23 protein-coding genes and 1 riboswitch are annotated in these 25,180 nt (G+C 61.8%); of the genes, 8 read left to right on the forward strand and 15 right to left on the reverse strand.

Annotation, left to right across the window (positions count from 1 at the left end; genetic code table 11):
- Positions 1-8 precede the first annotated feature (8 nt).
- From parE to BUC40_RS13275, 5 genes are all read right to left on the reverse strand, one after another.
- Entirely contained in the window at positions 9-1,907 is a 1,899-nt protein-coding gene (parE, locus tag BUC40_RS13255; RefSeq protein ID WP_073266429.1) for a DNA topoisomerase IV subunit B, read from the reverse strand.
- 45 nt (positions 1,908-1,952) lie between these two features.
- A complete protein-coding gene (locus BUC40_RS13260) occupies positions 1,953-2,534 on the reverse strand; it encodes a YqiA/YcfP family alpha/beta fold hydrolase (protein ID WP_073266431.1) in 582 nt (193 codons plus the stop codon).
- Between the two features lie 86 nt (positions 2,535-2,620).
- The gene (gene cpdA, locus BUC40_RS13265) at positions 2,621-3,439 is read right to left on the reverse strand and encodes a 3',5'-cyclic-AMP phosphodiesterase (protein WP_073266433.1); all 819 of its coding nucleotides are present in this window, start codon (positions 3,437-3,439) and stop codon (positions 2,621-2,623) included.
- Positions 3,440-3,533: 94 nt separating this feature from the next.
- Positions 3,534-4,007 carry a DUF1249 domain-containing protein gene (locus BUC40_RS13270; protein WP_073266435.1) on the reverse strand — a complete coding sequence of 158 codons (474 nt, stop codon included), beginning with the start codon at positions 4,005-4,007 and terminating at the stop codon, positions 3,534-3,536.
- On the reverse strand, positions 3,998-4,615 hold the full coding sequence (locus BUC40_RS13275) for an NUDIX domain-containing protein (RefSeq protein ID WP_073266437.1): 618 nt from the start codon (positions 4,613-4,615) through the stop codon (positions 3,998-4,000). Before BUC40_RS13275 ends, BUC40_RS13270 begins: the two co-directional genes overlap by 10 nt.
- Before the next feature lie 172 nt (positions 4,616-4,787).
- Here BUC40_RS13275 and BUC40_RS13280 point away from each other — a divergent pair, with 172 nt between their 5' ends.
- Positions 4,788-5,543 (forward strand): DUF3298 and DUF4163 domain-containing protein, encoded by a 756-nt coding sequence (locus BUC40_RS13280; protein ID WP_167369158.1) that lies wholly within the window; start codon positions 4,788-4,790, stop codon positions 5,541-5,543.
- A gap of 40 nt (positions 5,544-5,583) precedes the next feature.
- Here BUC40_RS13280 and thiC read toward each other — a convergent pair whose 3' ends face one another.
- Positions 5,584-7,485: a phosphomethylpyrimidine synthase ThiC gene (gene thiC / locus BUC40_RS13285; RefSeq protein ID WP_073266439.1), complete on the reverse strand. Its 1,902-nt coding sequence runs from the start codon at positions 7,483-7,485 to the stop codon at positions 5,584-5,586.
- A gap of 310 nt (positions 7,486-7,795) precedes the next feature.
- A riboswitch (TPP riboswitch) is annotated at positions 7,796-7,902 on the reverse strand.
- Positions 7,903-8,041: 139 nt separating this feature from the next.
- On the opposite strand from thiC, the gene BUC40_RS13290 reads away from it, so the two are divergent.
- Positions 8,042-9,475, forward strand: a complete 1,434-nt coding sequence (locus tag BUC40_RS13290; protein WP_073266441.1) for a TolC family outer membrane protein — start codon at positions 8,042-8,044, stop codon at positions 9,473-9,475.
- A 138-nt stretch (positions 9,476-9,613) separates the two neighbouring features.
- Here BUC40_RS13290 and waaA read toward each other — a convergent pair whose 3' ends face one another.
- The gene (gene waaA, locus BUC40_RS13295; protein ID WP_073266443.1) at positions 9,614-10,894 is read right to left on the reverse strand and encodes a lipid IV(A) 3-deoxy-D-manno-octulosonic acid transferase; all 1,281 of its coding nucleotides are present in this window, start codon (positions 10,892-10,894) and stop codon (positions 9,614-9,616) included.
- Positions 10,895-10,945: 51 nt separating this feature from the next.
- Entirely contained in the window at positions 10,946-11,833 is an 888-nt protein-coding gene (locus tag BUC40_RS13300; RefSeq protein WP_073266445.1) for a LysR family transcriptional regulator, read from the reverse strand.
- Positions 11,834-11,919: 86 nt separating this feature from the next.
- Between BUC40_RS13300 and BUC40_RS13305 the strand changes: the two genes are divergently transcribed.
- From BUC40_RS13305 to BUC40_RS13320, 4 genes are all read left to right on the forward strand, one after another.
- Positions 11,920-12,252, forward strand: coding sequence for a DMT family transporter (locus tag BUC40_RS13305; protein ID WP_073266447.1), 333 nt, complete (start codon positions 11,920-11,922; stop codon positions 12,250-12,252).
- Positions 12,253-12,291: 39 nt separating this feature from the next.
- Positions 12,292-13,464, forward strand: a complete 1,173-nt coding sequence (locus BUC40_RS13310; protein WP_073266449.1) for an NAD(P)/FAD-dependent oxidoreductase — start codon at positions 12,292-12,294, stop codon at positions 13,462-13,464.
- The gene (locus tag BUC40_RS13315) at positions 13,464-14,297 is read left to right on the forward strand and encodes an aldo/keto reductase (protein ID WP_083593546.1); all 834 of its coding nucleotides are present in this window, start codon (positions 13,464-13,466) and stop codon (positions 14,295-14,297) included. Before BUC40_RS13310 ends, BUC40_RS13315 begins: the two co-directional genes overlap by 1 nt.
- Positions 14,298-14,366: 69 nt before the next feature.
- A complete protein-coding gene (locus BUC40_RS13320) occupies positions 14,367-15,332 on the forward strand; it encodes a metal ABC transporter ATPase (protein WP_073266453.1) in 966 nt (321 codons plus the stop codon).
- Between the two features lie 56 nt (positions 15,333-15,388).
- Here BUC40_RS13320 and hldE read toward each other — a convergent pair whose 3' ends face one another.
- The 3 genes from hldE to BUC40_RS13335 all read right to left on the reverse strand — a co-directional run bounded on the left by hldE (position 15,389) and on the right by BUC40_RS13335 (position 19,215).
- Complete coding sequence (gene hldE, locus BUC40_RS13325) at positions 15,389-16,810, reverse strand: bifunctional D-glycero-beta-D-manno-heptose-7-phosphate kinase/D-glycero-beta-D-manno-heptose 1-phosphate adenylyltransferase HldE (protein WP_073266455.1); 1,422 nt, start codon at positions 16,808-16,810, stop codon at positions 15,389-15,391.
- Between the two features lie 82 nt (positions 16,811-16,892).
- Entirely contained in the window at positions 16,893-18,314 is a 1,422-nt protein-coding gene (locus tag BUC40_RS13330) for a PIG-L deacetylase family protein (RefSeq protein WP_073266457.1), read from the reverse strand.
- A 4-nt stretch (positions 18,315-18,318) separates the two neighbouring features.
- Positions 18,319-19,215: a GNAT family N-acetyltransferase gene (locus tag BUC40_RS13335; RefSeq protein WP_073266459.1), complete on the reverse strand. Its 897-nt coding sequence runs from the start codon at positions 19,213-19,215 to the stop codon at positions 18,319-18,321.
- A gap of 165 nt (positions 19,216-19,380) precedes the next feature.
- Between BUC40_RS13335 and BUC40_RS22720 the strand changes: the two genes are divergently transcribed.
- Both BUC40_RS22720 and BUC40_RS22725 read left to right on the forward strand, forming a co-directional pair.
- Positions 19,381-20,505 (forward strand): O-antigen ligase family protein, encoded by a 1,125-nt coding sequence (locus BUC40_RS22720; RefSeq protein ID WP_073266461.1) that lies wholly within the window; start codon positions 19,381-19,383, stop codon positions 20,503-20,505.
- Complete coding sequence (locus BUC40_RS22725) at positions 20,502-21,167, forward strand: BUD32 family EKC/KEOPS complex subunit (RefSeq protein ID WP_073266463.1); 666 nt, start codon at positions 20,502-20,504, stop codon at positions 21,165-21,167. Before BUC40_RS22720 ends, BUC40_RS22725 begins: the two co-directional genes overlap by 4 nt.
- 25 nt (positions 21,168-21,192) lie before the next feature.
- Here the strand turns inward: BUC40_RS22725 and BUC40_RS13350 are convergent, their stop codons facing one another.
- The 4 genes from BUC40_RS13350 to BUC40_RS13365 are packed head-to-tail and all read right to left on the reverse strand — an operon-like array spanning position 21,193 to position 25,169.
- Positions 21,193-22,071 carry a glycosyltransferase gene (locus BUC40_RS13350; RefSeq protein WP_073266465.1) on the reverse strand — a complete coding sequence of 293 codons (879 nt, stop codon included), beginning with the start codon at positions 22,069-22,071 and terminating at the stop codon, positions 21,193-21,195.
- Positions 22,068-23,216, reverse strand: a complete 1,149-nt coding sequence (locus tag BUC40_RS13355; protein WP_073266467.1) for a glycosyltransferase — start codon at positions 23,214-23,216, stop codon at positions 22,068-22,070. Before BUC40_RS13355 ends, BUC40_RS13350 begins: the two co-directional genes overlap by 4 nt.
- Positions 23,209-24,117 carry a glycosyltransferase family 2 protein gene (locus tag BUC40_RS13360; RefSeq protein ID WP_073266469.1) on the reverse strand — a complete coding sequence of 303 codons (909 nt, stop codon included), beginning with the start codon at positions 24,115-24,117 and terminating at the stop codon, positions 23,209-23,211. The genes BUC40_RS13355 and BUC40_RS13360 overlap by 8 nt, the downstream gene beginning before the upstream one ends.
- Positions 24,117-25,169: a glycosyltransferase family 9 protein gene (locus BUC40_RS13365; protein ID WP_073266471.1), complete on the reverse strand. Its 1,053-nt coding sequence runs from the start codon at positions 25,167-25,169 to the stop codon at positions 24,117-24,119. Before BUC40_RS13365 ends, BUC40_RS13360 begins: the two co-directional genes overlap by 1 nt.
- Positions 25,170-25,180: the final 11 nt, after the last annotated feature.

Raw genomic sequence — 25,180 nt, forward strand, 5'->3', positions numbered from 1 at the left:
GTAGCGCATCAGAGTAGGACCTCGGCCAGGTTGCCCTTGGACTCCAGCCAGGATTTGCGATCACCGGCGCGTTTCTTGGCCAGCAGCATGTCCATCACCTCACGCGTGCCCTCGAAATCGTCGAGGGTCAGCTGCACCAAGCGCCGGGTATTGGGATCCATGGTGGTTTCGCGCAGCTGCGGCGGATTCATCTCACCCAGACCCTTGAAGCGGGTGACCTGTGGCTTGCCGCGTTTCTTCTCGGCCACCAGACGGTCGAGGATGCCGTCGCGCTCGGGCTCGTCCAGGGCGTAGTAGATTTCCTTGCCCAGGTCGATGCGATACAGCGGCGGCATCGCCACGTACACATGGCCCGCGTCCACCAACGGGCGGAAATGCTGCACGAACAGCGCGCAGAGCAGCGTGGCGATGTGCAGGCCGTCGGAGTCGGCGTCGGCGAGGATGCAGATCTTGCCGTAACGCAGCTGGCTCAGATCGCTGGAGCCGGGGTCGAGGCCGACCGCTACGGCAATGTTGTGCACTTCCTGGCTGGCCAGCACTTCGCCGCCATCCACTTCCCAGGTATTCAGAATTTTCCCGCGCAACGGCAGGATCGCCTGAAACTCCTTGTCCCGTGCCTGCTTGGCGCTGCCGCCTGCCGAATCACCCTCGACCAGGAATAGCTCGCAGCGCATCGGGTTCTGCCCCGCACAGTCAGCCAGCTTGCCAGGCAACGCCGGCCCCTGGGTGATCTTCTTGCGCTCGACCTTCTTGCCGGCCTTGAGCCGGCGACTGGCGTTGCTGATCGCCAGTTCGGCCAGCTGCTGGCCGAATTCCGGGTGGGCGTTGAGCCACAGGCTGAAGGCATCCTTGACCACGCCGGAGACGAACGCAGCCGCCTCACGGGACGACAGACGCTCCTTGGTTTGCCCGGAGAACTGGGCATCCTGCATCTTCATCGAGAGGACGAAGGCGATGCGCTCCCAGACGTCTTCCGGCGCCAGCTTGACGCCACGCGGCAGCAGGTTGCGAAACTCGCAGAACTCGCGCATCGCATCCAGCAGGCCCTGACGCAGACCGTTGACGTGGGTGCCGCCCTGAGCCGTGGGGATCAGGTTGACGTAGCTTTCCTGCACCGCGTCGCCGCCTTCCGGCAGCCACAGCAGCGCCCAATCCACCGCCTCTTTGTTGCCAGCCAGGCTGCCGCAAAACGGCTCGTTAGGCAGGCGCTCGAATTCGCTGACCGCGTCGACCAGGTAGGAGCGCAGGCCATCTTCGTACAGCCACTCGACCTTCTCGTTGCTGGCCTTGTCATGGAAGCTGACGGCGAGGCCCGGGCAAAGTACGGCCTTGGCCTTGAGCACGTGCTTGAGGCGGCTGACCGAGAACTTGTGGGAGTCGAAGTACTTGGCGTCCGGCCAGAAATGCACGCTGGTGCCGGTGTTACGCTTGCCCACGGTGCCGATCACTTCCAGATCGCTGGCCTTGAAGCCATCGGCGAACGCCATGGAGTACTCGTTGCCGTCGCGCTTGACGCGTACTTCCACGCGGGTCGACAGGGCGTTGACCACCGAGATGCCGACGCCGTGCAGGCCGCCGGAGAATTGGTAGTTCTTGTTGCTGAACTTGCCGCCGGCGTGCAGCTTGGTAAGGATCAGCTCGACGCCAGGCACGCCCTCTTCCGGGTGGATATCCACCGGCATGCCACGGCCATCGTCGGTCACTTCCAGAGAGTTGTCCTCGTGGAGGATCACCTGGATGGAGCTGGCGTGGCCGGCCAGGGCTTCGTCGACACTGTTGTCGATGACTTCCTGCGCCAAGTGGTTGGGACGGGTGGTGTCGGTGTACATCCCCGGGCGCTTGCGCACCGGGTCGAGGCCGGAAAGAACTTCGATGGCATCGGCGTTGTAGGCGTTTTGCTGGGCCATGGGTCTGTGCAATGCTCTGATTGATCGGGGGGTCGGTACGCCCACTCAGGGCGCAGGCGCAATGCCGGCAAAGGCGAACAACACGGGCAGGCGCTCGGCAAAACCCTGGAAACCGTGGTCGCCGCCGGCTTCGATGCGCAAAGCGCAGTGCCGGTAATAGGCCTGGGCGCGCCGGTAATCGAGGGTTTCGTCGCCGGTCTGCAGCCACACCTGATAACGCGCCGGGTCTGTCGGCGGCTCGACATCGAGTTCGGCCAGGGCGGTCACGTGGTCCGCGGTCAGTTCCCAGGTTTCGTTGCTGTAGTGATTGGTCTGCGTGCCCAGGTAACCATCGAACAGCTCATGGGGGCGCACAGCAGGGTTGATCAGCAGCGCCTTGAGCCCATGCCGTTCGGCCAGGTGGGTCGCATAGTAGCCGCCCAGCGAGCTGCCGACCAGCGTGGGCCGCCCCAGCTCGGCGATCAGCGCTTCTAGCTGGGCGATGGCCTGGCGGGGATGATGATGCAGCTCGGGAACCCGCAGCTGCGCTTGCAGGCCGCGCACGGCCATGGCCTCGATCAGCTGGCTGGCCTTGGCAGACGCGGGCGAGCTGTTGAGTCCGTGAATATAAAGAATGCTATTGGTCATAACGCGAGGCTACTAGCGCCAGCCGGCCGGCCGCAAGCGCTGCTGTCGCGACCAGGCGTCTCAGCGGGTGCGCGACGCACCGAGCGTCAGTACCCGCCAATGTTGTAATCGGGTGTGAATACAAAGCCGTCGACCCGCGAGACGCCAGTCTCCAGGCGGCCATCGTCATGCAGACGCAGCCAGCGATAGCCCGGCGCGGTGCTGTCGGCCTGAAAGTCCTCGCTCCCCGGCGTGAATTGCACGCAGGTCGAGGGCGACGCCAACAGCCGCACGCTACCACGCTGCTCGTCGATGGTCTGATGCACATGCCCCCAGAGCACGGCCTGCACCTGCGGGAAACGCTCCAGCACTGCGAACAGCGCATCGCGGTTACGCAGACCGATTGGCTGCATCCACTCGCAGCCGATATCAATGGGGTGGTGATGCAGGCAAATCAGGTGGTGGCGTTCTGGCGCTTCGATCAGGGCGCGCTCGAGCAGCACCAGCTGAGACTCCTGCAGATAACCCGGCACGGCGCCGGGAATCGACGAGTCCAGCAGCGTGACCCGCCAATTGCCGAGGTCCACCACCGGCTCGAGCAAATCAGTCCCCACGCAGGCTGCCTGCATGACGGGGATCTCGTCGTGATTACCGGGAATCCAGCGCGCCGGGGCATCGATGGCGCCGCTAAGCTCGCGAAAGCGGGCATAGGAGGCTGCGCTGCCATCCTGAGACAGATCACCGGTAGCCAGGATCATGTCGATGACCGGCTGCTCTTCGAGCACCTGGGCAACCACGCGTTGCAGGCTGTCAGCGGTGTCCATACCCAGCAGGCGGCCGGCCGTATCGGCGAACAAATGACTGTCGGTAAGCTGCACCAGCAGCACCGAGGAATCGGCGGAAGGGGGGATAGACGCACGCGCCAAGGTGTTTCTCCTTGAATGAGTGCGAATTATGGAATCGCGAGGCGGGCCGGTAAACCCGTAAATCAGCACTGGTTCACAGAAATTTGATGCATTTTTATGGCCAGGGGCCACCACCCACATCAAGGGGCTCTGTTTCGTGACCACATGCCAGGCAATGGCTTAGCCATTCACCGAGAAACACATTGAGCTGGGTTTTCTCGTCCGGCTGGTGCATGGCGGCGTTGGGATAGGAATAGATACCACGAAAGCGCCGGGCGCTCTGGGCCCCGGTAACTTCGGCCATACGCGCGTCATGGTAGACGCGCACCTCCAGTTGCGGCACCGGCAACCATGGCAGGCTGTACTCCTGGCGCACTTGCACCGTGGAGGTGTAGGGACAGCTCTCCACCACTTCCAGCGCCAACACACCTAGCTGCCGCTCGCCCTGGCTCAGCGCCACGCGCCGTGCCACCTGGGCCTCACGCATGCCTGGCAGCAGGCGCATGAGCCGCGCATAGTTGGCTTCGCAGGCCGCCTGCAGCTCGATCAGATCGACCCGGTAGCGCTCGCGCAGCAGATTTACCCCCATAGGCCCCTGACCTCGGCGCGATTGAGCGCCAGCCACTGTAGGGCGATGATGCTCGCCGCGTTGTTGATCTTGCCGTCGCGGACAGCCTGTAAGGCGTCCTCAAAGGGCCACACCTGCACTCGAATGTCTTCGCCCTCTTCTTCGAGGCCATGGACACCACCCACGCCGGCGCTGCTGCAGCGCCCAAGGAACAGGTGAACGAATTCGTCGGAGCCGCCTGGCGACGGGAAGTAGCGGGTTATCGGCCACAAAGAAGTCAGCGTCAGCCCGGCCTCTTCCTCGGCCTCGCGCAGCGCCACTTCATCAGGTTCTTCGTTCTTGTCGATCAATCCGGCGACCAGCTCGACCAGCCACGGGTTGGTGGCCTTGTGCATGGCACCGACGCGAAACTGCTCGATCAGCACCACGCTGTCGGTCACCGCGTCGTAAGGCAGCACGCATACCGCATCGTGGCGGATGAACAATTCGCGGCGCAGCACCGGGCCCATTTCGCCGGAAAACTGCCGGTGGCGCAGGTGGAAGCGATCCAGGCGGTAAAAGCCGCGGAAACATTCCTCACGCTCGATGATTTCCACCGCGTCCGGGCCGGGGGTGAAGGTCTCGGTCATCTGCTGGTCTCTCGTTTTACCGACATATTGGAGCCATCCTAGGGGCTGTTGAGGCTCTCCCGCAAGGGACGGATCGAAAGCCTGGCCGATCTGTTCGGATTGGCGAATAATCGCGAACTCCCCTGCCGTCAGGCAGTCGAACGCCCGTCCTCTGCCAATGGCTTTTTCCTGCATGAACATGTCCAGCGTTGTCCGTCTTGGTGCCCTCTTCAGCCTCGCCCTGTTGCTTGGCGCCTGCCAGAGCCTGTCCAAACCCGCTACACCAACGGCTGCGGCCACCACCCATGAAAAATGGGAGCACAAGGCAGCAGATTGCAGCGCCCAGGATTGCCCGCTGGTCAATGTGGAGCTGCAGCGCGTGGTCGATCAACCGGCACTCAACGCGCGCATTGAAGCGACCCTACTCGACTTGGTGAAAGATGCTACCGGCACGCGGCCACAGTCGCTGGCTGAACACGAGCGTGAGTTTCTGGCTAACGGTAAGCCGGGCTGGGTCAGCTACCTGCAGGCCAAGGTACTCAGCCAGCATGACCAGTTGGTGGTGATCGAGCTGTCCAGCTACCACTTCATCGGCGGCGCCCACGGCGTGCCTGGGCGCACGTACATCAATTACGACCGTGAGCAGAACAAGGTGCTGAGCCTGCAGGACATGCTGGTACCCGGCGAAGAAGCGGCTTTCTGGCAAATCGCCCAACGCGCCCACCAGGCCTGGCTGATCGCACAGGGCCACGGCAATGACGTGGAGTACCGCAAGACCTGGCCGTTCGAGCGCACCGCCAACATCGCCCTGAACCCCGATGCGGTGATGCTCAAGTACGACGTCGCCCGCCTGGCGCCCTACTCCGACGGCCACCCGGAAATCCTCATCCCCTACAACCAGCTGCAGGGCATCCTGCGCCCGGCGTATATGCCCGGCGCCGCACGTTAAAGATGGGTAATCAGCCGCAAGCGCGCTTACGGCTGTAGTTTTATACCTGCCGGTAAATCACCGAGCCTTCCTCCTTGAAGCGCTCGGCCTGCTCCTTGAAGCCCGCCTCGACCGCCTTGCTCTCGTCCGACAGCCCATTCTCCTTGGCGTATTCACGCACTTCCTGAGTGATCTTCATCGAGCAGAACTTCGGCCCGCACATGGAGCAGAAGTGGGCGACCTTGGCCGAATCCTTCGGCAGGGTTTCATCGTGATAGGAACGCGCGGTATCCGGATCCAGCCCGAGGTTGAACTGGTCTTCCCAGCGGAACTCGAAGCGCGCCTTGCTCAATGCGTTATCGCGGATCTGCGCACCCGGATGCCCCTTGGCAAGGTCGGCCGCGTGGGCGGCGATCTTGTAGGTGATAATCCCGGTCTTCACGTCGTCCTTGTTCGGCAAACCCAGGTGCTCTTTGGGCGTGACGTAGCAGAGCATGGCGCAACCGAACCAGCCGATCATCGCCGCGCCGATGCCCGAGGTGATGTGGTCGTAACCCGGCGCGATGTCGGTGGTCAGCGGGCCAAGGGTGTAGAACGGCGCCTCGTCGCAGCATTCCAGCTGCTTGTCCATGTTCTCCTTAATCAGCTGCATCGGCACGTGGCCGGGGCCTTCGATCATGCATTGCACGTCGTGCTTCCAGGCGATCTTGGTCAGCTCGCCGAGGGTTTCCAGCTCGCCGAACTGGGCGGCGTCGTTGGCATCGGCAATCGAGCCGGGGCGCAGGCCATCGCCCAGCGAGAAGCTGACGTCGTAGGCCTTCATGATTTCGCAGATGTCTTCGAAATGGGTGTAGAGGAAGTTCTCCTTGTGGTGTGCCAGGCACCACTTGGCCATGATCGAGCCGCCACGACTGACGATGCCGGTAACCCGCTTGGCGGTCAGCGGCACGTAGCGCAGCAGCACGCCGGCGTGGATGGTGAAGTAGTCCACGCCTTGCTCGGCCTGCTCGATCAGGGTGTCGCGGAACAGCTCCCAGGTCAGGTCTTCGGCCACGCCGTTGACCTTCTCCAGCGCCTGGTAGATCGGTACGGTGCCGATCGGCACCGGCGAGTTGCGGATGATCCACTCGCGGGTTTCGTGGATATGCTTGCCGGTGGACAGGTCCATCACCGTGTCCGCCCCCCAACGGATACCCCAGGTCAGCTTGGCGACTTCTTCCTCGATGGAAGAACCCAGGGCGCTGTTACCGATATTGCCGTTGATCTTCACTAGGAAGTTGCGGCCGATGATCATCGGCTCCAGCTCGGTGTGGTTGATGTTCGCCGGAATGATGGCGCGGCCGCGGGCCACTTCGTCACGGACGAACTCTGGAGTGATTTCCTTGGGAATGCTGGCGCCGAAACTGTTGCCGCTATGCTGCTCCTTGAGCAGGCCCGCCGCGCGGTGCTCGGCGAGTTTCATATTCTCGCGGATGGCGACGTATTCCATCTCCGGGGTGATGATGCCCTGCCGTGCGTAGTGCATCTGGCTGACGTTCTTGCCCGGCTTGGCGCGGCGCGGATTGCGCACATGGGCGAAGCGCATCTTGGTCAGCTCTTCATCGGCCAGGCGGCGCTGGCCGAACTCCGAGGACAGGCCATCGTGGCGCTCGGTGTCGCCACGATCTTCGATCCAGGCGCTGCGCACATCGGCCAGGCCCTTGCGCACATCGATGGTCACGCTCGGGTCGGTGTAGGGGCCGGAGGTGTCGTAGACGGTGACCGGGGCGTTGATCTCGCCGCCGCTCTTTGTTTCAGAGAATGCGGTGGGCGTAACGTCCAGGCTGATTTCGCGCATTGGCACGCGAATGTCCGGGCGACTGCCCTGCACGTAGATTTTCTGGGAACGGAGGAAAGGCTGGATCGACTGTTGGTCGACCTGGGCGGACTCACTGAGGTTCTGCTGTTGTTGTTTGACGCTCATCGGTTGGCTCCTCGGCTGGATGTCGGGGAGAACCTGATGGATGCACGCGATGAAGCAACGCCGCACCTTGGCTGCTTGAACATGCGGGAGATCGTGAAGAGCGCCGGCATGTTCAAACAGCCAGGGCGCGGGCACACCACGAGTGCGGTGTGGGGGAATCCACCATGCAGGTCGCTGAAAAACTATCTGCGTTGCCATCGCGGCGTTAAAAATCGGCTCAAATGCTCATGTACTACTCGTACACTCCGCTTTTTCGCCACTTTTTGCCTTGCGTTGGCTGCCTCGCCTACGTTTTTTAAACGATCTGTAGAGGTGGATACCTCTTGTTCCCTACGCAGGCCTTAACCTGATCAGGTTCAACGGGATCCGGAACTCTCCGATCTCAGCCTCCGATTCGAGGCACCCCGACAAGAACTCTGCCAGTCTACTGGCAGCCGCAGGTGGCAGCAACGTCGGCACGACCCGCAGGTCGGATAGTGGCCGCCGCCACGCGCCTTGACCCCTCTGGTGGCCGGGCTTAGTCTCGCCTGCTACTGCCCTTCTAGGATCCACAGACATGCTGCGCAGACTTTCCCTGGCCGTTGCCGTGACCGCCGCCTCAACCGCCACGGCCCTGGCAGATACTGCCCCGTTGTCGGTGCGCACTGATCTGATGTCGGTGTACCAGGAGGCCGCCGCCAACAATGCCGACCTGGCTGCTGCCCGCGCCGACTTCGCGGCGCGCCGCGAGGGTGTGCCTCAGGCCCGCGCCGGCCTACTGCCGAACCTCAGCGCTGGCGCCCAAATGAACGACACCCGCACGGCGCTGCAGCAGCCGTCTGCCACCCAGTCGCGCAGCGGCACGGTGTACCAAGCGAACCTCAGCCAGCCGCTGTTTCGCGCCGACCGCTGGTTCCAGCTGCAGGCTGCCGAGGCCGTCAGCGAGCAGGCAGCGCTGGAGCTGTCGGCCAATGAGCAGAACCTGATCCTGCAAAGTGCCGAGGCCTACTTTTCGATTCTGCGCGCCCAGGACAATCTGGCGTCGACAAAAGCCGAAGAGGCTGCCTTCAACCGCCAGCTGGATCAGGCCAACGAGCGCTTCGACGTCGGCCTGTCGGACAAGACCGACGTGCTGCAGGCCCAAGCCGGCTTCGATAGTGCGCGGGCCAACCGCATCACGGCCCAGCGCCAGGTCGAGGACGCCTTCGAGGCACTGGTCACCCTGACCAACCGCGAATACCGCAGCGTCGAAGGCATTCAGCACAGCCTGCCGATTCTCACCCCGGTACCCAACGACGCCACGGCCTGGGTGAATACCGCCGCCGCGCAGAACCTCAACCTGCAGGCCAGCAATTTTGCCGTCAACGCCGCCGAAGAAACCCTGCGCCAACGCAAGGCCGGGCATGCGCCGACGCTGGACGCGGTCGCCAGCTACAAACGCGGTGACAACGACGCCTTTGGCTTGAGCAACCCCAACTACACCGGGCAGAACTACGGCAGCGACGTGTCGCAGCGCACCATCGGCCTGGAACTGAACATCCCGCTGTACAGCGGCGGCCTGACCAGCTCGCAAGCGCGCGAGGCCTACCAGCGCCTCAGTCAGTCCGAGCAACGCCGCGAAGGGCTACGCCGTGAAGTGGTGCAGAACACCCGCAACCTGTACCGCGCGGTGAATACCGACGTAGAAACCGTGCAGGCGCGCCGCCAGTCGATCATCTCCAACCAGAGCGCCTTGGAAGCCACGGAAATCGGTTATCAGGTCGGCACCCGCAATATCGTCGATGTGCTGGACGCCCAGCGCCAGCTGTACAGCGCGGTGCGCAACTACAACGACGCGCGCTACGACTACATCCTCAACAACCTGCGCCTCAAGCAGGCCGCCGGCACCCTCAGCCCGGCCGACCTCGAAGCCCTGGGCGCCTACCTGAAGCCGGACTACAACCCGGATCGCGACTTCCTGCCCACCGACCTGGCCAAGGCTGGCGAAGCGCGGCTGCAGGGCGAAGAATAGGCGGCGCCTGCAGGACAGGCCCGCTTTTGTGGGAGCGCGCCATGCGCGCGATATCGCGGGCGTGGCCCGCTCCCACAATGAATCGCGGCGGCTCGAGCCCACAGCATTGCGGCCACATCAAGGCCAATTGAGCAGGCGTTAAACGAGCAGCCTTTCCAACCCATCCAGCAGGCGCTTCAACGCGCCCTGATTGGCCTTGAGCACCGCCAGCCCAGCCTCACGCATGGCCGCCGCATGCGCTGGCTCGCTCAGCAGTGCTGCCACTTGCCTACCCAGCGCGTCGGCATCTGCCACTTCGCAAAGTGCACCGCGTTCCAGCAGTTGCGCGGTGATTTCCAGGAAGTTGAAACGGTGCGGCCCCATGATCACCGGCAGGCCCAGCGCCGCGGGCTCCAGCGGGTTATGGCCGCCGGTCTCGACCAGGCTGCCGCCGACAAAGGCGATATCGGCCAGGGCGTACAGAAACATCAGCTCGCCCATGCTGTCGCCCAGCAGCACCTGCATCTGGGGGCCAACCGCCTCGCCTGACGAGCGCCGTATGAAGCTCAGCCCTGCCTCACGCAACTGCGCCGCCGCCGTGTCGAAACGTTCCAGATGGCGCGGCACCAGAATCAGCAAGGCATCCGGCTGGCTGGCGAGCAACTGCCGGTGCGCCTGGATCACCAGCGCGTCCTCACCTTCGCGAGTGCTGGCGGCGATCCACACGGGCCGCTGTTGCGCCTGCCATTGCCCGCGTAACGCGCTGGCGCGAGCCGATACCTCTGCATCCACCTGCTGGTCGAACTTGATCGAACCGGTAACCTCGACAGCGGCGGGCCGCGCCCCCAGGTCGATAAAGCGCTCAGCCTCGACCTGGCTCTGCACCGCGAGCAGATCCAACTCGGCAAGCATCGGCGCGGTCAGCTTGGCGAAGCGCCCATAGCCTTTGGCCGAACGCGCGGAGAGCCGTCCATTGGCCAGCGTCACCGGGATGCCGCGAAGTGCGCATTGGTGGATGTAGTTGGGCCACAGCTCGGTCTCCATGATCACCGCCAGCTTCGGTTGCGCCTTTTTGAGAAACCGCGCCGCAGCCCAGGGCAGGTCATAGGGCAGATAGCAGTGCTGCACCCGGCCGGCGAACTGCGCCTCGGGAAACAGCGCGCGGATTCGCTCGGAGCCGGTGGGCGTCATGCAGGTCAGGGTGATCGGCATATCCGGATAGCGGGCCAGCAGCTCGCGCACCAACGGCGCGGCGGCGATGCTTTCACCTACCGACACGGCATGCACCCAGATGCCGCCGGGACGCAGTGGCGGCAGCAACGCAAAGCGCTCACCAACGCGCTTGGTGTAGGCCGGCGCGCGCCAGGCACGCCAAGCCAGGCGCAGGCCGATCAGCGGGAGACAGAGGTGAAACAGCAGGCTATAGAGATGTCGGTTCATGGCGGCGAAGCTTAGGGTTGCCGGCGGAGCAGCACAAGTCGCGCGCCGAGCTCACGCTTTGAGCACCCGCAGGCGCTCGGTCAGGGCCGTGGCCAGCCACTGGGCGGCCGGCCCCAGCGCCTCGTCACGGCGAAACACCATTTCCAGCGGCAGAGGCGGCGCGATCCAGTCGCTGCGTAGCTCAACCAAATGGCCCTGATAGGTCGGGTACTGGGCCACGTGCCGCGGCAGACAGGCCCAACCCAGGTTGCGCATCAGCAGCTCGGCCATCGAGTAGAAACTGTCCGCATGCCAGGCTGATGGGCTGATCCGTTCGTTGCCGGGGTACTGGGTGTCCTGCAGGCTGATCAGCAGTTGGCGGTGGCGCGCCAGCTCACGGCGCCCGACTGGCCCGGCCTGGGCCAGCGGATGGCCGGCGCCGCAGACCATGACCATCTCCACCATGCCCAGGCGCCGGCGCTCGAGCTCCGCCGGCATGCCCTCATGGTGAAACAGCAGGCCAAGATCGGCGCGCCGCTCGATAAGCCGCCGCGCCACCACGCCTTGCCCGCCACTGGTCATCTGCACCTCCACCCCGGGAAAGGCCCGCGCCAAACCCTCCAGGCTGTCGAGCACAGGCGGCAGCGGCAAGGCCTCGTCCTGGGCGAGCCGCAGGCAGGCTTCTTCGCCCTGAGCCAGGCCGAGCGCCCGCCCTTCCAGCCGCTCGCACTGGCGCAGCAGCTCGCGGGCTTCTTCCAACAAGGCCAGCCCGGCGTCGGTCACGCGGGGCTGGCGGCCGCTGCTGCGCTCGAACAGGCGCAGGCCGAGATCGTCCTCCAGAGCCGCCACCGCCGTGCTGACCGCGGACTGCACGCGACCCAGCCGCCGGGCCACGGCAGAAAACGAATGGCCCTCGGCCACCGCCACGAAGACTTCCAACTGTTCAAGGCTCCAGCGCACAACCTATCTCCCATGCAGATAGGTAATGAGTTTACCTAACAAACAGCGTCGGTAAAATTGCAAGCCTGTTAAGAGGAGTGCTGCCGATGAATGGTTATCTCTATCTCGCTCTGGCGATTGCCGCGGAAGTGATCGCAACCACCTCCATGAAGGCTGTCGATGGGCTCAACAAACCACTGCCTTTGCTGCTGGTAATCGTCGGTTACAGCATCGCGTTCTGGATGCTGATCCTGGTCGTACGCACCATTCCCGTGGGCATCGCCTACGCCATCTGGGCCGGCCTGGGGATCGTGCTGGTGAGTATCGCGGCGATGTTCGTCTATGACCAGAAGCCCGACCTGCCCGCCGTGCTGGGCATGGGCCTGATCGTAAGTGGTGTGGTGGTGATCCAGCTGTTCTCCCGCGTCACCGGCCACTGAGCGTTATACTGCGCACCTGTTTTTCTGAGAGGCGCCCGCATGTCCCAAACTCTGAGCACAGACGTCCTGATCGTCGGCGGCGGTGTCGCCGGCCTGTGGCTGAATGCGCGCCTGCGCGCCAAGGGCTACGCCACGCTGCTGGTTGAGCGCGACAGCCTGGGCGGCGGTCAGAGCGTCAAATCCCAGGGAATCATCCACGGTGGCGCCAAATATGCCCTGCATGGCGCGCTGAGCGGCGCCTCGGAAGCCATCGCCGATATGCCACGGCGCTGGCGCGAAGCCTTGGATGGCAGCGGCGAGCTGGATCTGTCCGGCGTGCGCCTGCTTTCCGATGCTCACTACCTGTGGTCGCCGGGCACCCTGGCCGGCAACCTGACCAGCTTCTTCGCCAGCAAGGCCGTGCGCGGCCGCGTCGACCAGGTAAAAGGCGACCAGCTACCGCCCGCCCTGCAAAACCCGAAATTCAAAGGCAAGGTCTACCGCCTGGCGGAGCTGGTGGTGGACGTACCGAGCCTAATCGCCCGCCTGGCCGAGCTCGCTGGTGACAGCCTGCTCGCCGCTGACGACATTCAGCCGCTGCACGAAAATGGCCAACTAGCCGGCTTATGCGTCGACGGTCGTGAGATTCGCGCCCAACGCATTGTGCTCAGCGCCGGCCGCGGCAATGCCGACCTGCTGACCAGCCTCAATGTCGCGCAACCGAACCAACAGCTTCGTCCGCTGCATATGGTGATGGTCAAGGGTCCGAGCCTGAAGCCGCTGTACGCCCATTGCCTGGGCGGGGGGCCGAAGCCACGTATCACCGTGACCAGCCACCCGAGTGCCGATGGCGAGTGGGTTTGGTACCTGGGTGGCGACTTGGCCGAAGCCGATGGCGTGGCGCGTGACGAAGCGGCGCAGATCGAGGCGGCGCGCAAAGAGCTCAGTCAGTTGCTGCCCTGGATCGACTTGTCCACAGCCCAATGGGCGACCCTGCGCGTCGAGCGGGCGGAGCCGGCGCAAAGCGGGCTGGTGCGCCCGGACAATGCCTTTCTCAGCGACCAGGGCGCCCTGCTGGTCGGCTGGCCGACCAAGCTGGCCCTGGCACCGGACTTCGCCGATCGCGTGCTGAGCCATCTCGAACGTGACGGCATTCGTCCTGCTGATCATCCTGCGCTGCCGGAACTGCCGCGCCCGGTCATTGGCCGCACTGCGTGGGAGACCTCGTTTTGATCCGCAACCTGCACGGCCTGCATCGTCCACTGGGTTCGACCGGCCTGCAGGTCTCGCCGCTGGGCCTGGGCACGGTCAAGCTGGGCCGCGACCAAGGCGTCAAATATCCCAATTGCTTCACCATTCCTGACGACCAACAGGCTCGCCAGCTGCTGAGCCTCGCCCGCCAGCTGGGCATCAACCTGATCGATACCGCGCCGGCCTATGGCATCAGCGAACAGCGCCTCGGCCCGTTGCTACGCGGCCAGCGTCAGGACTGGGTAATCGTCACCAAGGTCGGCGAAGAATTCGACAATGGCCTGTCGCATTTCGACTTCTCGGCCGCCCACACGCGCCACTCTGTGGAGCGCAGCCTGAAACGTCTGGAAACGGACTATATCGACCTGGTCATGGTGCACTCCAACGGCGACGATCTGGCGATCCTGCGTGATGAAGCCGTCTACGACACTCTCGCCGAACTCAAGCAGGCCGGGCTGATCCGCGCCTTTGGTTTCTCCGGCAAGACTGTCGAAGGCGGCTTGCTGGCACTCGAACGCGGCGACTGCGCGATGGTTACCTACAATCTCAGCGAGCAGCAGGAGCGGCCGGTATTGGACTATGCTGCCCTTCACGCCAAAGGCATCCTGATCAAGAAAGCCCTGGCCAGCGGCCATGTCTGCCTGGAAAGCGGCGTCGATCCGGTACGCGCCAGCTTCGAACTGATATTCGGTCATCCGGGCGTTGGCAGCGCTATCGTCGGCACCATCAACCCGGTACACCTGGCGCATAACGTCGCCATGGCAGCCGAAGTTATTGTCGGCACTAATAGCCGTCATAACGGATCAGGAGAGTGATGGACAGGCGTGCAACGCACGCCGTTAACGCCGCTTATGCGGCCGACCCCGACGCAAGAAGGAGCCGACATGCCGCGCATCATTTCCCGCAAAGACCCCGCCACGTTCAAGACCTTGCCCCTGTACGTCGAGGCCACGCCTGACGGTATCGCCTACCAGAGCCTGGGCCGCCCGCTAAATTTCAGCGAAATGCTCGAGCGCCGCAAACCAGTCGAATTACATGACAGCCAACGCTTCGCCGTCGAACTGGCCAACCTGGGCGTCTCGGTGCGCCTCACCCTGAACTGGCAAGGTCGTGAGTACTGGGTGCTCGTACGACAGCGCCGCCAGGACCGTGGCGACGTCGTCCTCAAGTTGATCTCCGGTTACGTACCGGCTCACGAGCTAAACTTGCCGCTACTGACCGCCCTGCAAGAAGTTGCCGAAGAGTGCCTGCTGGAAACCAGCGAAGGCTGGCTCTACGGCCGCTTTGGCGACACCTGGCTACCGGCGCCCTACGAGGGCTCGCTCAAGTACCGAGAGAACGCCCACTTTCGGCTAAGCCCGCTGTCCGGCGCTGCGCGGCCGGTGCAATGCGGCAACCTGACCCTGCTGGAACGCCCGCGCGCCTATGTGCACGTGCCAACCGCCTCGCTGCAACTGGTCTATGACTTGCGCCTGGATCTGCCCAAAGACGCCAAGCAACTCAGCCTGCTGCACGTTGACGAGCATCTGGAGAACGGCAAGCTGATCGCCCGCCTGGATCACGCCCGCCCGGATCTGTATCTGATTCCTCTGGAACAGGGCCGCCCGACAGCCGAGCTGCTGACCCTGCGCCAGGGCCAGCTGGTGCCCGCCGCTACTCGCGGCCTATGGCTCGCCGAGAGCTTTGCCGCACAGGAAGGCTGGCTGGTGCGCGACGAGCGCATTCGCTGGAGGGACTGGCTGACACTGCAGAACCTCACGCCGAAAGCGCAAAAGGCAGGTCCTGGCACCGTCCGCGCGGGCGCAACACCGGCGCCAAGAGTTCGCCTGGATACCGCAGCAGCGGTCTGACTGCGAAGTGGCCTGCCACAAACAAGAACCCCGCCGATTGGCGGGGTTCTTTGTTTTCAGCGGCTGCGAATTTTCTCGACGATGGCGGTGGTCGAGCTGTTCTCGACCAGCCCCAGCACGCGAACCTCACCGCCGTAAGCCTGCACAATATCGGCACCAACGACCTGGTCGATGCCGTAGTCACCACCCTTGACCAGCACATCGGGCTGCACCTGCTTGAGCAGACGCTCAGGGGTGTCCTCGCTGAAGCTCACCACCCAGTCCACAGCACCCAGACCGGCCAGCACAGCCATGCGGCGATCCACTGCATTGATCGGGCGGCCTGGCCCTTTGAGACGGCTAACCGACGCATCGTCATTGAGCGCCACGATCAGCCGATCACCCTGAGCACTTGCCTGCTCGAGGTAGGTCACATGACCGGCATGCAGAATGTCGAAGCAACCATTGGTGAAAACGATCTTCTCGCCATGGGCGCGCGCGTCTTCGGTGGCCAGCAGCAATTGCTCCAGGCTCAGCACACCACGCTCGGAGCCCTCCTCGCGCTGCACTGCGCGGCGCAGCTCGGGCGTGCTGATCGCTGCCGTACCCAGCTTGCCGACGACGATACCCGCAGCGAGGTTGGCCAATGCAACGGCCTGGGGAAGTTCGGCACCTGCCGCGATAGAGGCGGCAAGCGTCGAAATCACGGTATCGCCAGCACCGGTCACATCGAACACTTCACGCGCACGTGCCGGCAGGTGCAGGGGCGCATGTTCCGGACGCAACAGCGTCATGCCATGCTCGCCGCGGGTCACCAGCAGCGCGCCCAGATCAAGTTCACGCATCAGGCGCGCGCCACGGCTAACCAGCTCGGCTTCGTCCTCGCAACGACCCACGATCAGCTCGAACTCGCTGAGGTTCGGAGTGATCAGGCTGGCGCCGCGGTAGATAGAAAAATCTTTGCCTTTGGGGTCAGCCAATACCGGAATACCACGGGCCCGAGCAGCCTGGATCAGCGCCTGATGGTTTTGCAGGGCACCTTTGCCGTAGTCGGACAGCACCAGCACCTTGACCTGATCGAGCAACTGCTCGACCTGCCGCGCCAAAGCGTCGGCATCGGTGTGGAACGGCTCTTCGAAATCCATGCGCAGCAGCTGCTGGTGACGGCTCATGACCCGCAGTTTGACGATCGTCGGCTGGTTTTCGATGCGCTGGAAGTAAGTTTTCACTCCAATTGCTTCCAGGCTCTGCTGCAAGCTCTGCGCAGCTTCATCCTCGCCGGTCACACCAACCAGTACCGCAGGCGCACCGAGCGCGGCAATATTCAGCGCAACGTTGGCAGCGCCGCCTGGGCGGTCCTCGATCTGGTCAACCTTGACGACCGGCACCGGAGCCTCAGGCGAAATACGTGAGGTAGCGCCGTGCCAATAACGATCAAGCATGACATCACCCACCACGAGAACGGGCGCCTGATCGAAACGGGGCATGGATAACTTCATGCGAAAACTCCGGATTTTCAAAATCGCCGCGGAGAATAGCACATCAGCTATTGCGCACCGCCGCAGTGCCTTTCAGTACAGCTCAATCATCGAAAGGTCGCACCCAGAAAAGCTCATGCCGGCGCACAGCTTTGCGAAAGAACTCATCTTCACCGGCCTGCGGCCAGCGCCGCGCAGCCAGGCACCATTGAATGAAGCGCCGCAGCCGCTTCTTGAAAGGCAGCGGCGTTTGCAGATCGTGCTGCATTGCCAACGCCTGACTCTTATCTAGCAACACGCGGTCGTCGAGCTGCAGGCACCACAATTTGTCGGCAGGCAGCGGCTCGATGCACGGTGGTAACGCCACCCCGTTACCGGCCGGCCCCATGGGCCAGCGGTCATTGTCAGCCAGATGATTGGCGTAAAGCAGCTGTACATCAGGCCGCCATCCGCTTTGCTCAATAGCCTGGCGCAATGCACGGCCAGTCTGAATGTGATCAGGATGCGGATCGAGCTCAGGATGCGGAAGCACGACAACTTCCGGTTTGAAATGCTGCAGCAGCGCGGCAAGATCGGCGATCAGGTTACTCCAGGTTGGCGAACCATCAACATCGCCAGGCAACTTCACTGAATTGAAACGGCGCACGCTACGAATGTCCGCGTCGCCAGATTCCCGCGAGGCGAACGGCATGAACGGCTCGCTCTCCATCTGGCGCAGTTGCATACAGTAATACCCCAACTGCACACAGCGACTGGGCTCGACTCCGCCCCATAACGGCACCGTTTGGCTGCTCCAGCTACGTAGCCGCCCTTTGAGACGAGCAGCGGCTGCGTCACTAAGGCCAAGGCGGCGATAGAAACCAGCCTCGATTTCGCCTTGGGTCAGAGTTACGATCGAGGCTTCACTGGTACGACTGTAAAGCCCAAATGCAGCAAGCTCGGCATCGTCAGCATGAGGTGCCAGCACCATCACACGACGACGGGAATAGTCAGGGTTGCTGAAACAATAAAGCGTTGCCTCACGCCCCAACCGACAAAAACGCCCACGCAGCTTCAAATGCCCTTCTCGCAGCGCCGGCAAATACCCCGACAGATTGACGAAGCGCACGCCATTGACGCCTCTTTCGAAATCTTGCCGGTCAAGGCTTTCGCCTTCACCAATCAGCACATGGGGGTCAAGGCAGCGCCCCAACAAGCCACTGCGGATATGCACAGCCATTACCAGGGTGTCTGCATCCTCGGGCCACAAGGCGCCAACCGGGGATACCTGCCCATTGCGATCGAGCAGTGCAGAAAAGCTCAGGCTATCCGCAGGAAAAGCATGGCGATAATCATCGCGGGGTGAATAAAACAGGTGATCGGAAAACCACGCTTCGTGAGCAATCCATGCAATCACGAGCACGACCGGGGCAGTGCCCCATGATCCGAACCAATCAAGTGCCACCAGAATAGGCAGTGCAACGATCATGAGAATGCGCTTGTTACGCCGATGCCGACGTACCAGTTGCTGCTTGCGGGCTTCCATTCATCTATACCTGAAAAACAGGATGGCGATTACACCAACGGTCCTTGTATTCAACATCGGCGCGGCCGAACGAGTAGCGCAAAGGCTTGCCTCGCGCACGCGCATCTTCCCATGCGGCTTGAGTATTGATAAAGCTCAGGACACTGCCGGGGCTGAAGTCACGAGACTCAGGGTCGACGCCACCATTGATGTACTCAATGCTGATCCAGTCTGGCGACTCGACCCTGTATAAAACCTGAACGGCTATCGACTTGCCGTCGAGCTGAAGATACGAGCCCCACAGAAAATCCTTCAGTGCCTCGAAAACCTCGGCGAGATGCCGTTTGCCAGGCACAGCGAACCCCCAGCGCTTCTCGAATAACTCCGTGTAAATCGCGGCCAATGCATCTGCAGCCAGACCGCTGACCGGCAAAACCTCGCCACCGGCGTCTTCCAGCATGCGCAATTCGCGCCGCTGGTTGTAGCGAAATTTCTTGCCGTACTCTTCAGGCTGCCGCGCCAGCGCCAGTTCGTCTGGCTGCTTGCGTAGCGTCGAGATCGACCCCTCATGCAAAGCGGAGACATACCGCAGGCGCTGCCGAATAGGGGCCTGAGCCCCTTGCGCAACCGGCAATATAACTTCGGAATTGCCCAGATCGAACAGGTCACGCTGCCCCGTTCGCTTAAGCACATTGCGAGACAACGCCAGGCTGCTGCCCCAAACGGGAATCGCAGCCAGCACCTCACCTTGAAGTGGCCAACCGAGATAATGCACTGGGATGCCAGCCAGCGTAGAAAGCTTCGCTACTATTTCGGGATGAGTAACAACGCTGCCACCAAAACGCGCCCACGCCTGTGCATAAAGATTGGCGTCTATGGGGCGCCAGCCACGCTCGCGCCAGCGCTGTAACAGGTTGAACATCAGGCATCCGGCTCTGGCAAAAAGGTCGCCAAGCTTAACACGCAGGCGCTGCCTCTTGAGGGACGATGCTTTAAGATACCTGCCTTTACCCGACGCTTAGGACTTCTGGTGCAGCTACCCTCACAGCCCAACTCCATCCGCTCGCGGCTATACGATTTCATAGCAATGCGCTGGCTCGTAGGCGGTTATCTGGTTCTACTGACAGGCCTGTTCTGGATCCCGGATGGCAGTCAGTACACGAAGTACTACTACGCATTGATTGCGGCGCCTGCCCTTCTGGGCCTTTTAATGGCTCCCACGCAAATCAAACCGATCCTGCGCGACCCCGTAATTATCAGCTTCTTGGTGCTGAGTGCATGGTTGCTCATAAGTATCGGTTGGAGCCGTGCCGATGAGGCCGTTGGCAGCCTGGCCAAGCGCCCCCTCTACGTATTCATGCTATTCGCAGGCTGCGCCTTGATTGCCCTCAAGAGCGAAAGCCTGCTGTTGAAGACCCTGCGCATCGGTGCAGGGATCGGTGCGCTGGCAGCTTTGATCAATGTCATTTGGTTCCTACAGAGTGCAGCACCGGGTGATCGCTTAATTGGCACTGGTGCGCTACGCAACCCATTGCTCACCTCCCATGTACTTGGCTTTCTGTGCACCTACTGGGTAGCGGCATGGCTGTCGCGCAGCGAACAGCGTGATTGGCTGCCGGTGGTGATGGCGCTCCCGCTGCTGGCTGCCTTGCTTGCGACAGGCTCGAGAACGCCACTGATGGGCCTGGCCCTGACCAGCTTTTGGATGCTGCTGGTGAGCGGAAGGCGCGCTGTTTACTTGGTGAGCGCCCTGCTGATCGGCGCAGGCGCAGTCTATCTTGCTGCTCCGGACATCCTCCTGCAGCGTGGCACCTCGTTCCGACCTGAACTCTGGGGCGATGCCTGGCGGCAAGCCGGTCAGCACCTCTGGTTTGGAGCGGGCTATGACAGCAAGTTCGAATTCGATATTCCGGGAATTGGCTATCTGCTGCATGACCCGCACAATGTTGAGCTCGCTGTTCTTCTTGAACTGGGGCTGATCGGGCTGGGGCTCTGGGCGATCATGTATGCACTCGCTCTCGTTCGCTGCCTGCAGTTACGCGCCCAGCCACAGTTCCAGATCGCATCTGCGCTACTCATATATGGCGTGTGTGCAGGCCTGACAGAAGGCGGCAACTATCTGTCGCGCCCCAATGAAAGCTGGTTTCTGATCTGGATTCCTCTGGCGCTGCTCTGCGCCCTCTCCATTCGAAACCGACAGGCTCAAGCATGAAGCGTATCGATGCGACGCAACTGGATGCCCTGCTGCAGGGCGCCAAGACTATCGAAGAGGATGGTCTTGGCGTAAAGGTCGCAAAACTCGATGACGGCGACTTTCTGAAGCTGTACCGGCGCAAAAGACTACTGTCTTCGGACCTCTGGGATCTGCCGGCACAGCGCTTCGCCGACAACGCCCGCGACCTACTACGCATCGGCATCACCGCGCCGAACATACTTGATGTGCTGATGATCAGTGAGCGTCGCTTGAGCGCTGTACGCTATAAGCCGCTACCAGGGGAGACCTTGCGCAACGTGCTGCGGCAAGCCGATGTAGCAGAGCGAGCAGAGCTGGTGATGCGCTTTGGAGCATTTTTGGGCGAGCTCCATCAGCTGGGGGTCTACTTCCGGTCCCTGCATCTGGGCAATGTACTGGTATTGCCAGATGGCAGTTTTGGCTTGATCGATCTCTCGGACATGAAGCTCGAGAGCGGCCCTCTCGCGCCGTGGAAACGACGCCGTAACCTGCAGCACATCCTTCGCTACCCCGAAGATATCGACTGGCTGACACAGCAGCACTTGGACAGCTGGCTGACCGGCTACCGCAATAGCAGCGCCGGCCAGCGCGCCACCGAACGCTTTGCGCGCGATCTGAAAAAGTGGCTCAAAGCGCGGTAAGACTCTATGGCATCAGCGCATGTGCTTAGCGTTTGAGCCAGTAGCGCCAGAGCCCCTTGAGCGTTTTAAGGTTTCTTGAGCGCCATGGAATCTGCGCCAGCAACTCGGCAGCAAGCTCGCGATCCTCATTGGCAACCTTGGTGAACATGGCGTTCAGATAACGCAAGCGCGTCGCCTCATAGCCAGGGTGATCGCTGAAGCGCTTATAGATGGCCAACTCGGTCTCGATCATCAGCCGGCGGTTCTTGTAGGTGTTGCTGCCGTGCACGCGGTACAGGGCAATAGGCTCTTCGAGAATGTCGATAAAGTATCCCGCTCGCGCAATGCGCAGCTCCACATAGTAATCCTCGATGCGGATGGTCGGATCGAAACCACCGACCTTATCGAGCGCCTCGCGCCGGAACAACAAGGTTGGTGCTGGAGGACCAGGCTTGCGATCCATGAACAGATCGTCGAAGTCGAGGCGTCTGGCCGGACGATGACGCTGCTTCTTTTCAGGCAGTGGCTTGCCCTCGCCATCAATGAGCACGATCCCGCCTGCGCAGATGCCTGTCTCGGGATGCTGTTCCATGAAAGGCACCTGCAGCGAAAAGCGCTCGGGCAACATGACGTCATCCGATCCCAGCGATGCAATGTAACGCCCGCGGCTACGGGCGATCATCTCGTTGAGCGTGGTACAAAGCCCTTTGTTGGGCTGCGCCAGGAAGTCGAACCCGAGCTCTGCCTGCAGCTGCTGAATCAGCTCGACGCTGCCGTCGCGCGATCCATCATCGACTACCAGCAATTCGATATTGGGGTAGCTCTGGGCATACACACTGCGGATGCTGGCCTCGATGAAGTCGGCGTGGTTGTATGAGGAGATGAGCACTGATACCAGCGGTAGCTCGGTGTTGCTTTCGGTCATGACGACGATCCTGTCAGGAGCTGATCGCCTTCTAGCAGCTCACGATACTTGCGGCGGAAATCCTCGATATCGTGCTCGCGTCGAAGATAGCGATAGGCCCGCTCACCCTGCTCGATACGCTCGGCTTCGCTGTCGGCGAGGCTGGCTCGCAGCTGCTGAGTCAATGAGGCAACGTCACCTGGGGTGAATAGCCGACCACCAGCGCCCAAAAGCAGAGGACGCATCGCCGGAATATCGGAACCCAGCACCGGCAAGCGGCCACACATGCCTTCAAGCAGCGCAAGCCCGAGCCCCTCTTGCAACGAGGGCATGGCAAAAATATCGAACGCTCTCACGTAACGCATGGCGTCCGGCTGGGTACCGCAGAGATGAACGCGCCCCTGCAAACCAGACTCAGCGACCAGCGCGGCAAGATTTTCATGCTCGCGCCCACCACCAATGATGGCAAGGCTCGCATGGGGGAAGTCCTGACTTATCGCAGCGAATGCACGGACTAGATGGGTATGGCCCTTGATTGGAACCAGGCGGCCAATGGCGCCAATAATCACCGGCGTCACTGGTAAACCGAGCGCTTGTCGAGCTTCGGCTCGTGACAGTTGCAGCGACTCGGCCAGGTCGATATCCAGTGCATTGGTTATCGCCAGCGTGTTTGCCGGGGTGAAGCCGCAACGTAAAGACACCAAGTAGTCGACCACAGCAGGTGATACACCAACGAAACGCCAGCGCTCATCGATCAAGCGCTTGGCCTGCCAGCGTCGATAGAACCGGTCGTACTCGCCAAAGCCGTGAGAAACGCCGATGCAACGGGCAATACGCAGCTTTTTGTTGAGATGCATGAACAGATTGACGGCTTTGAAGCGGTGCAACAACACCACGTCGAAACCTTCTTCTCGACAGAACGCCAATAGCCGCGCACGCACTTTTAGCCGCAGGCCACTCATGTCCTTCTCGTTGAACTCGAAAAAAACCTGCCGTCGACCCGCAGGGGCAATCGCATCATCGGCAGGTCGACCTTCGAGATAGGCATTTATAACTTCGAAGCGGTCTGCCGGCAGGCCCTGCAAGATCTGCTCGCCAAGATCGGAATTGGTATCCGCTGCGTTGTAGCGAGTCTGTAACTGCAGGACTTTCAATTTTCTAGCCATCCAGGCGGCCCACCCACAGGCGAATCGCCTTGCGCAGATAAGAGAACTTGAGCAGCACCCGCCAATCGCTTGCGACCGCCTGGCGATAGAATTTTTTGGCCGCTACCAGATCCTTGGCCAAACAAGCACTGCGAAATAGAGAGAGACAGCGCTGCTGGTAAAAAGCCGCGCGCAGCGGCTGCAGCTCAGCAGGCAGACGGCCAAAGACCTCGTCAACCAGCTCGACACCGCCGGCCAGGCTGTAGCTGAAATCATGGCGCAAACTGTCGCTGTGCTTGTGAATCATCGCCAAAGGCTCTGGCAAAAGCGTGACTGGGTAGACCGCAAGGGTCTGCGCGAATACCGGAATATCCTCGGCGTTGCGAAAGCGCTCGGGATAGTTACCCGCCTGAAAGATGGAGCGGTGCATGACACAGGCGCCATTGGAAATGCTCAGTGCTTTGTCGAGCAGATAGGCGCGCACACGCTGAACAGGCGTTGCCGGCAAATGGTCGGGCAAATGCTGGCGCCGTCGCCCCGCTGGATCAACGGACCAATGCCCACCAATGACCATTCGCGAGTGACCATGCTCTGCTAGATGAGCGCGTATCAAGGCCAGACTATCGGGCGCCATTTCATCGTCGGCATCGAGAAAGATCAGCCAGTCGTTACGGGCCATCTCAATACCCAGATTGCGAACCGAGGCCAAACCACCATTGCTCTTGCGTAATGCGCAAAAGCGCCCCGGAAACTCGATCTTCAACTCGTCGATGACTTGCGGTGTGTGATCCTTGGAGCCGTCATCGATGATCAGCAACTCGTCTTCATTACTGAGTTGCGGCACAACCGAACGAACCGTTCGCCCTAACGTCGTGGCGTAGTTGTATGCCGGAATGACCACGGTGATCGCAGCAGCGCTCATTATTGGCCTCCTCCGACCTTTTCACTCAAAACACGGAAGCCCTTGGCTACCCTGCCGACACTCATGAACATCGCCCACTTATCTCGCATGAAACTCAACGAGAAAACCGGCCGAACAACCAACCCATCGCCCCAGCCCGGGCGCCAGCAGAAACCATCACGACGCTTGCGATAGAGCGTCAGCACCGGGATACCAAGCGCCGAGGCCAAGTGGCCGACTCCTGAGTCGTTGCCAATGACAAAGCCGGACTCGTACAGGTGTGCTGCAAGTGCTTTGGCATCAGCAAACTCGGGAACCTCGAACTCCGGCGCAAACGCTGCAAGAGAGTCGCAACGCTCCTTGGGGGAAAGCACGAATTGAGGCTGATAGCCGGCCGCCTTTAATCGTCTGGCCAGCGCAAGGTATTTAGGCGCAGGCCAGTTCTTCTTGGCGTTGTAAGAAAGCGGATGCAGCATCACACGCCGTGCATGGCGTCGATGCACGAGGCTAGCCGGCATTTGCAGGCCGATGTCATCAGTCGCGTCCAGCAGGCCCAAACGCAGACGACAGAACGCAACGGCCTGATTGACCATGCTGACGCTATCGTCGTCCAGACAGCGAAGCGGCCCAGCGGCTGCGGCCAAGGGTGCAAGCAGACGAGATTTTTCAGCAGGCAAGTGCGCAAGGGTATCAACAGCCGGCTGCTCCACGAACCGCGGATCTACCTTTAACGTACCGACAAACACATAACGCCGCGCCAACTCGCCAGCGGCCTCACCATGCCGGGTCAACATGCTGCCCATGTCGGAAATCACCAGATCGAAACCGTCGAGCACAGCGAACGTTTCCGATGGCGCCGGCAACGGCCTTGTCTCGAATAAAGGCAGCCAGTCGTTGAGTGCTCCCAGGTGATTACTCAACACAGTCACCTGGTAACCCGCTCGCGCCAGATTGGCAGCCAGTACCAAGTAGATGCACCCATCACCCAGCCCCATTGAGGGTATCAGCGCAATCCGACAATCAGCCGGCACCGCCGATAGAGGGGTATCAGCGTGCTTTAAAACCTCGAGCATCAGAACTCCCG

Origin of the sequence: Phytopseudomonas punonensis (assembly GCF_900142655.1) — a bacterium.
In the GTDB taxonomy this organism is placed as follows: domain Bacteria; phylum Pseudomonadota; class Gammaproteobacteria; order Pseudomonadales; family Pseudomonadaceae; genus Aquipseudomonas; species Aquipseudomonas punonensis.

What these genes read in the sequence shown, in the direction of transcription:
- BUC40_RS13360 (WP_073266469.1), bottom strand. Translation starts at nt 24,117, where the DNA reads ATGAGCGCTGCTGCGATCACCGTGGTCATTCCGGCATACAACTACGCC.
- BUC40_RS13320 (WP_073266453.1), top strand. Translation starts at nt 14,367, where the DNA reads ATGCCGCGCATCATTTCCCGCAAAGACCCCGCCACGTTCAAGACCTTG.
- BUC40_RS13260 (WP_073266431.1), bottom strand. Translation starts at nt 2,534, where the DNA reads ATGACCAATAGCATTCTTTATATTCACGGACTCAACAGCTCGCCCGCG.
- hldE (WP_073266455.1), bottom strand. Translation starts at nt 16,810, where the DNA reads ATGAAGTTATCCATGCCCCGTTTCGATCAGGCGCCCGTTCTCGTGGTG.
- BUC40_RS13305 (WP_073266447.1), top strand. Translation starts at nt 11,920, where the DNA reads ATGAATGGTTATCTCTATCTCGCTCTGGCGATTGCCGCGGAAGTGATC.
- BUC40_RS13330 (WP_073266457.1), bottom strand. Translation starts at nt 18,314, where the DNA reads ATGGAAGCCCGCAAGCAGCAACTGGTACGTCGGCATCGGCGTAACAAG.
- BUC40_RS22725 (WP_073266463.1), top strand. Translation starts at nt 20,502, where the DNA reads ATGAAGCGTATCGATGCGACGCAACTGGATGCCCTGCTGCAGGGCGCC.
- BUC40_RS13350 (WP_073266465.1), bottom strand. Translation starts at nt 22,071, where the DNA reads ATGACCGAAAGCAACACCGAGCTACCGCTGGTATCAGTGCTCATCTCC.
- BUC40_RS22720 (WP_073266461.1), top strand. Translation starts at nt 19,381, where the DNA reads ATGCGCTGGCTCGTAGGCGGTTATCTGGTTCTACTGACAGGCCTGTTC.
- thiC (WP_073266439.1), bottom strand. Translation starts at nt 7,485, where the DNA reads ATGAGCGTCAAACAACAACAGCAGAACCTCAGTGAGTCCGCCCAGGTC.
- parE (WP_073266429.1), bottom strand. Translation starts at nt 1,907, where the DNA reads ATGGCCCAGCAAAACGCCTACAACGCCGATGCCATCGAAGTTCTTTCC.
- BUC40_RS13335 (WP_073266459.1), bottom strand. Translation starts at nt 19,215, where the DNA reads ATGTTCAACCTGTTACAGCGCTGGCGCGAGCGTGGCTGGCGCCCCATA.
- BUC40_RS13275 (WP_073266437.1), bottom strand. Translation starts at nt 4,615, where the DNA reads ATGACCGAGACCTTCACCCCCGGCCCGGACGCGGTGGAAATCATCGAG.
- BUC40_RS13290 (WP_073266441.1), top strand. Translation starts at nt 8,042, where the DNA reads ATGCTGCGCAGACTTTCCCTGGCCGTTGCCGTGACCGCCGCCTCAACC.
- BUC40_RS13280 (WP_167369158.1), top strand. Translation starts at nt 4,788, where the DNA reads ATGAACATGTCCAGCGTTGTCCGTCTTGGTGCCCTCTTCAGCCTCGCC.
- BUC40_RS13355 (WP_073266467.1), bottom strand. Translation starts at nt 23,216, where the DNA reads ATGGCTAGAAAATTGAAAGTCCTGCAGTTACAGACTCGCTACAACGCA.
- BUC40_RS13310 (WP_073266449.1), top strand. Translation starts at nt 12,292, where the DNA reads ATGTCCCAAACTCTGAGCACAGACGTCCTGATCGTCGGCGGCGGTGTC.
- waaA (WP_073266443.1), bottom strand. Translation starts at nt 10,894, where the DNA reads ATGAACCGACATCTCTATAGCCTGCTGTTTCACCTCTGTCTCCCGCTG.
- BUC40_RS13365 (WP_073266471.1), bottom strand. Translation starts at nt 25,169, where the DNA reads ATGCTCGAGGTTTTAAAGCACGCTGATACCCCTCTATCGGCGGTGCCG.
- BUC40_RS13270 (WP_073266435.1), bottom strand. Translation starts at nt 4,007, where the DNA reads ATGGGGGTAAATCTGCTGCGCGAGCGCTACCGGGTCGATCTGATCGAG.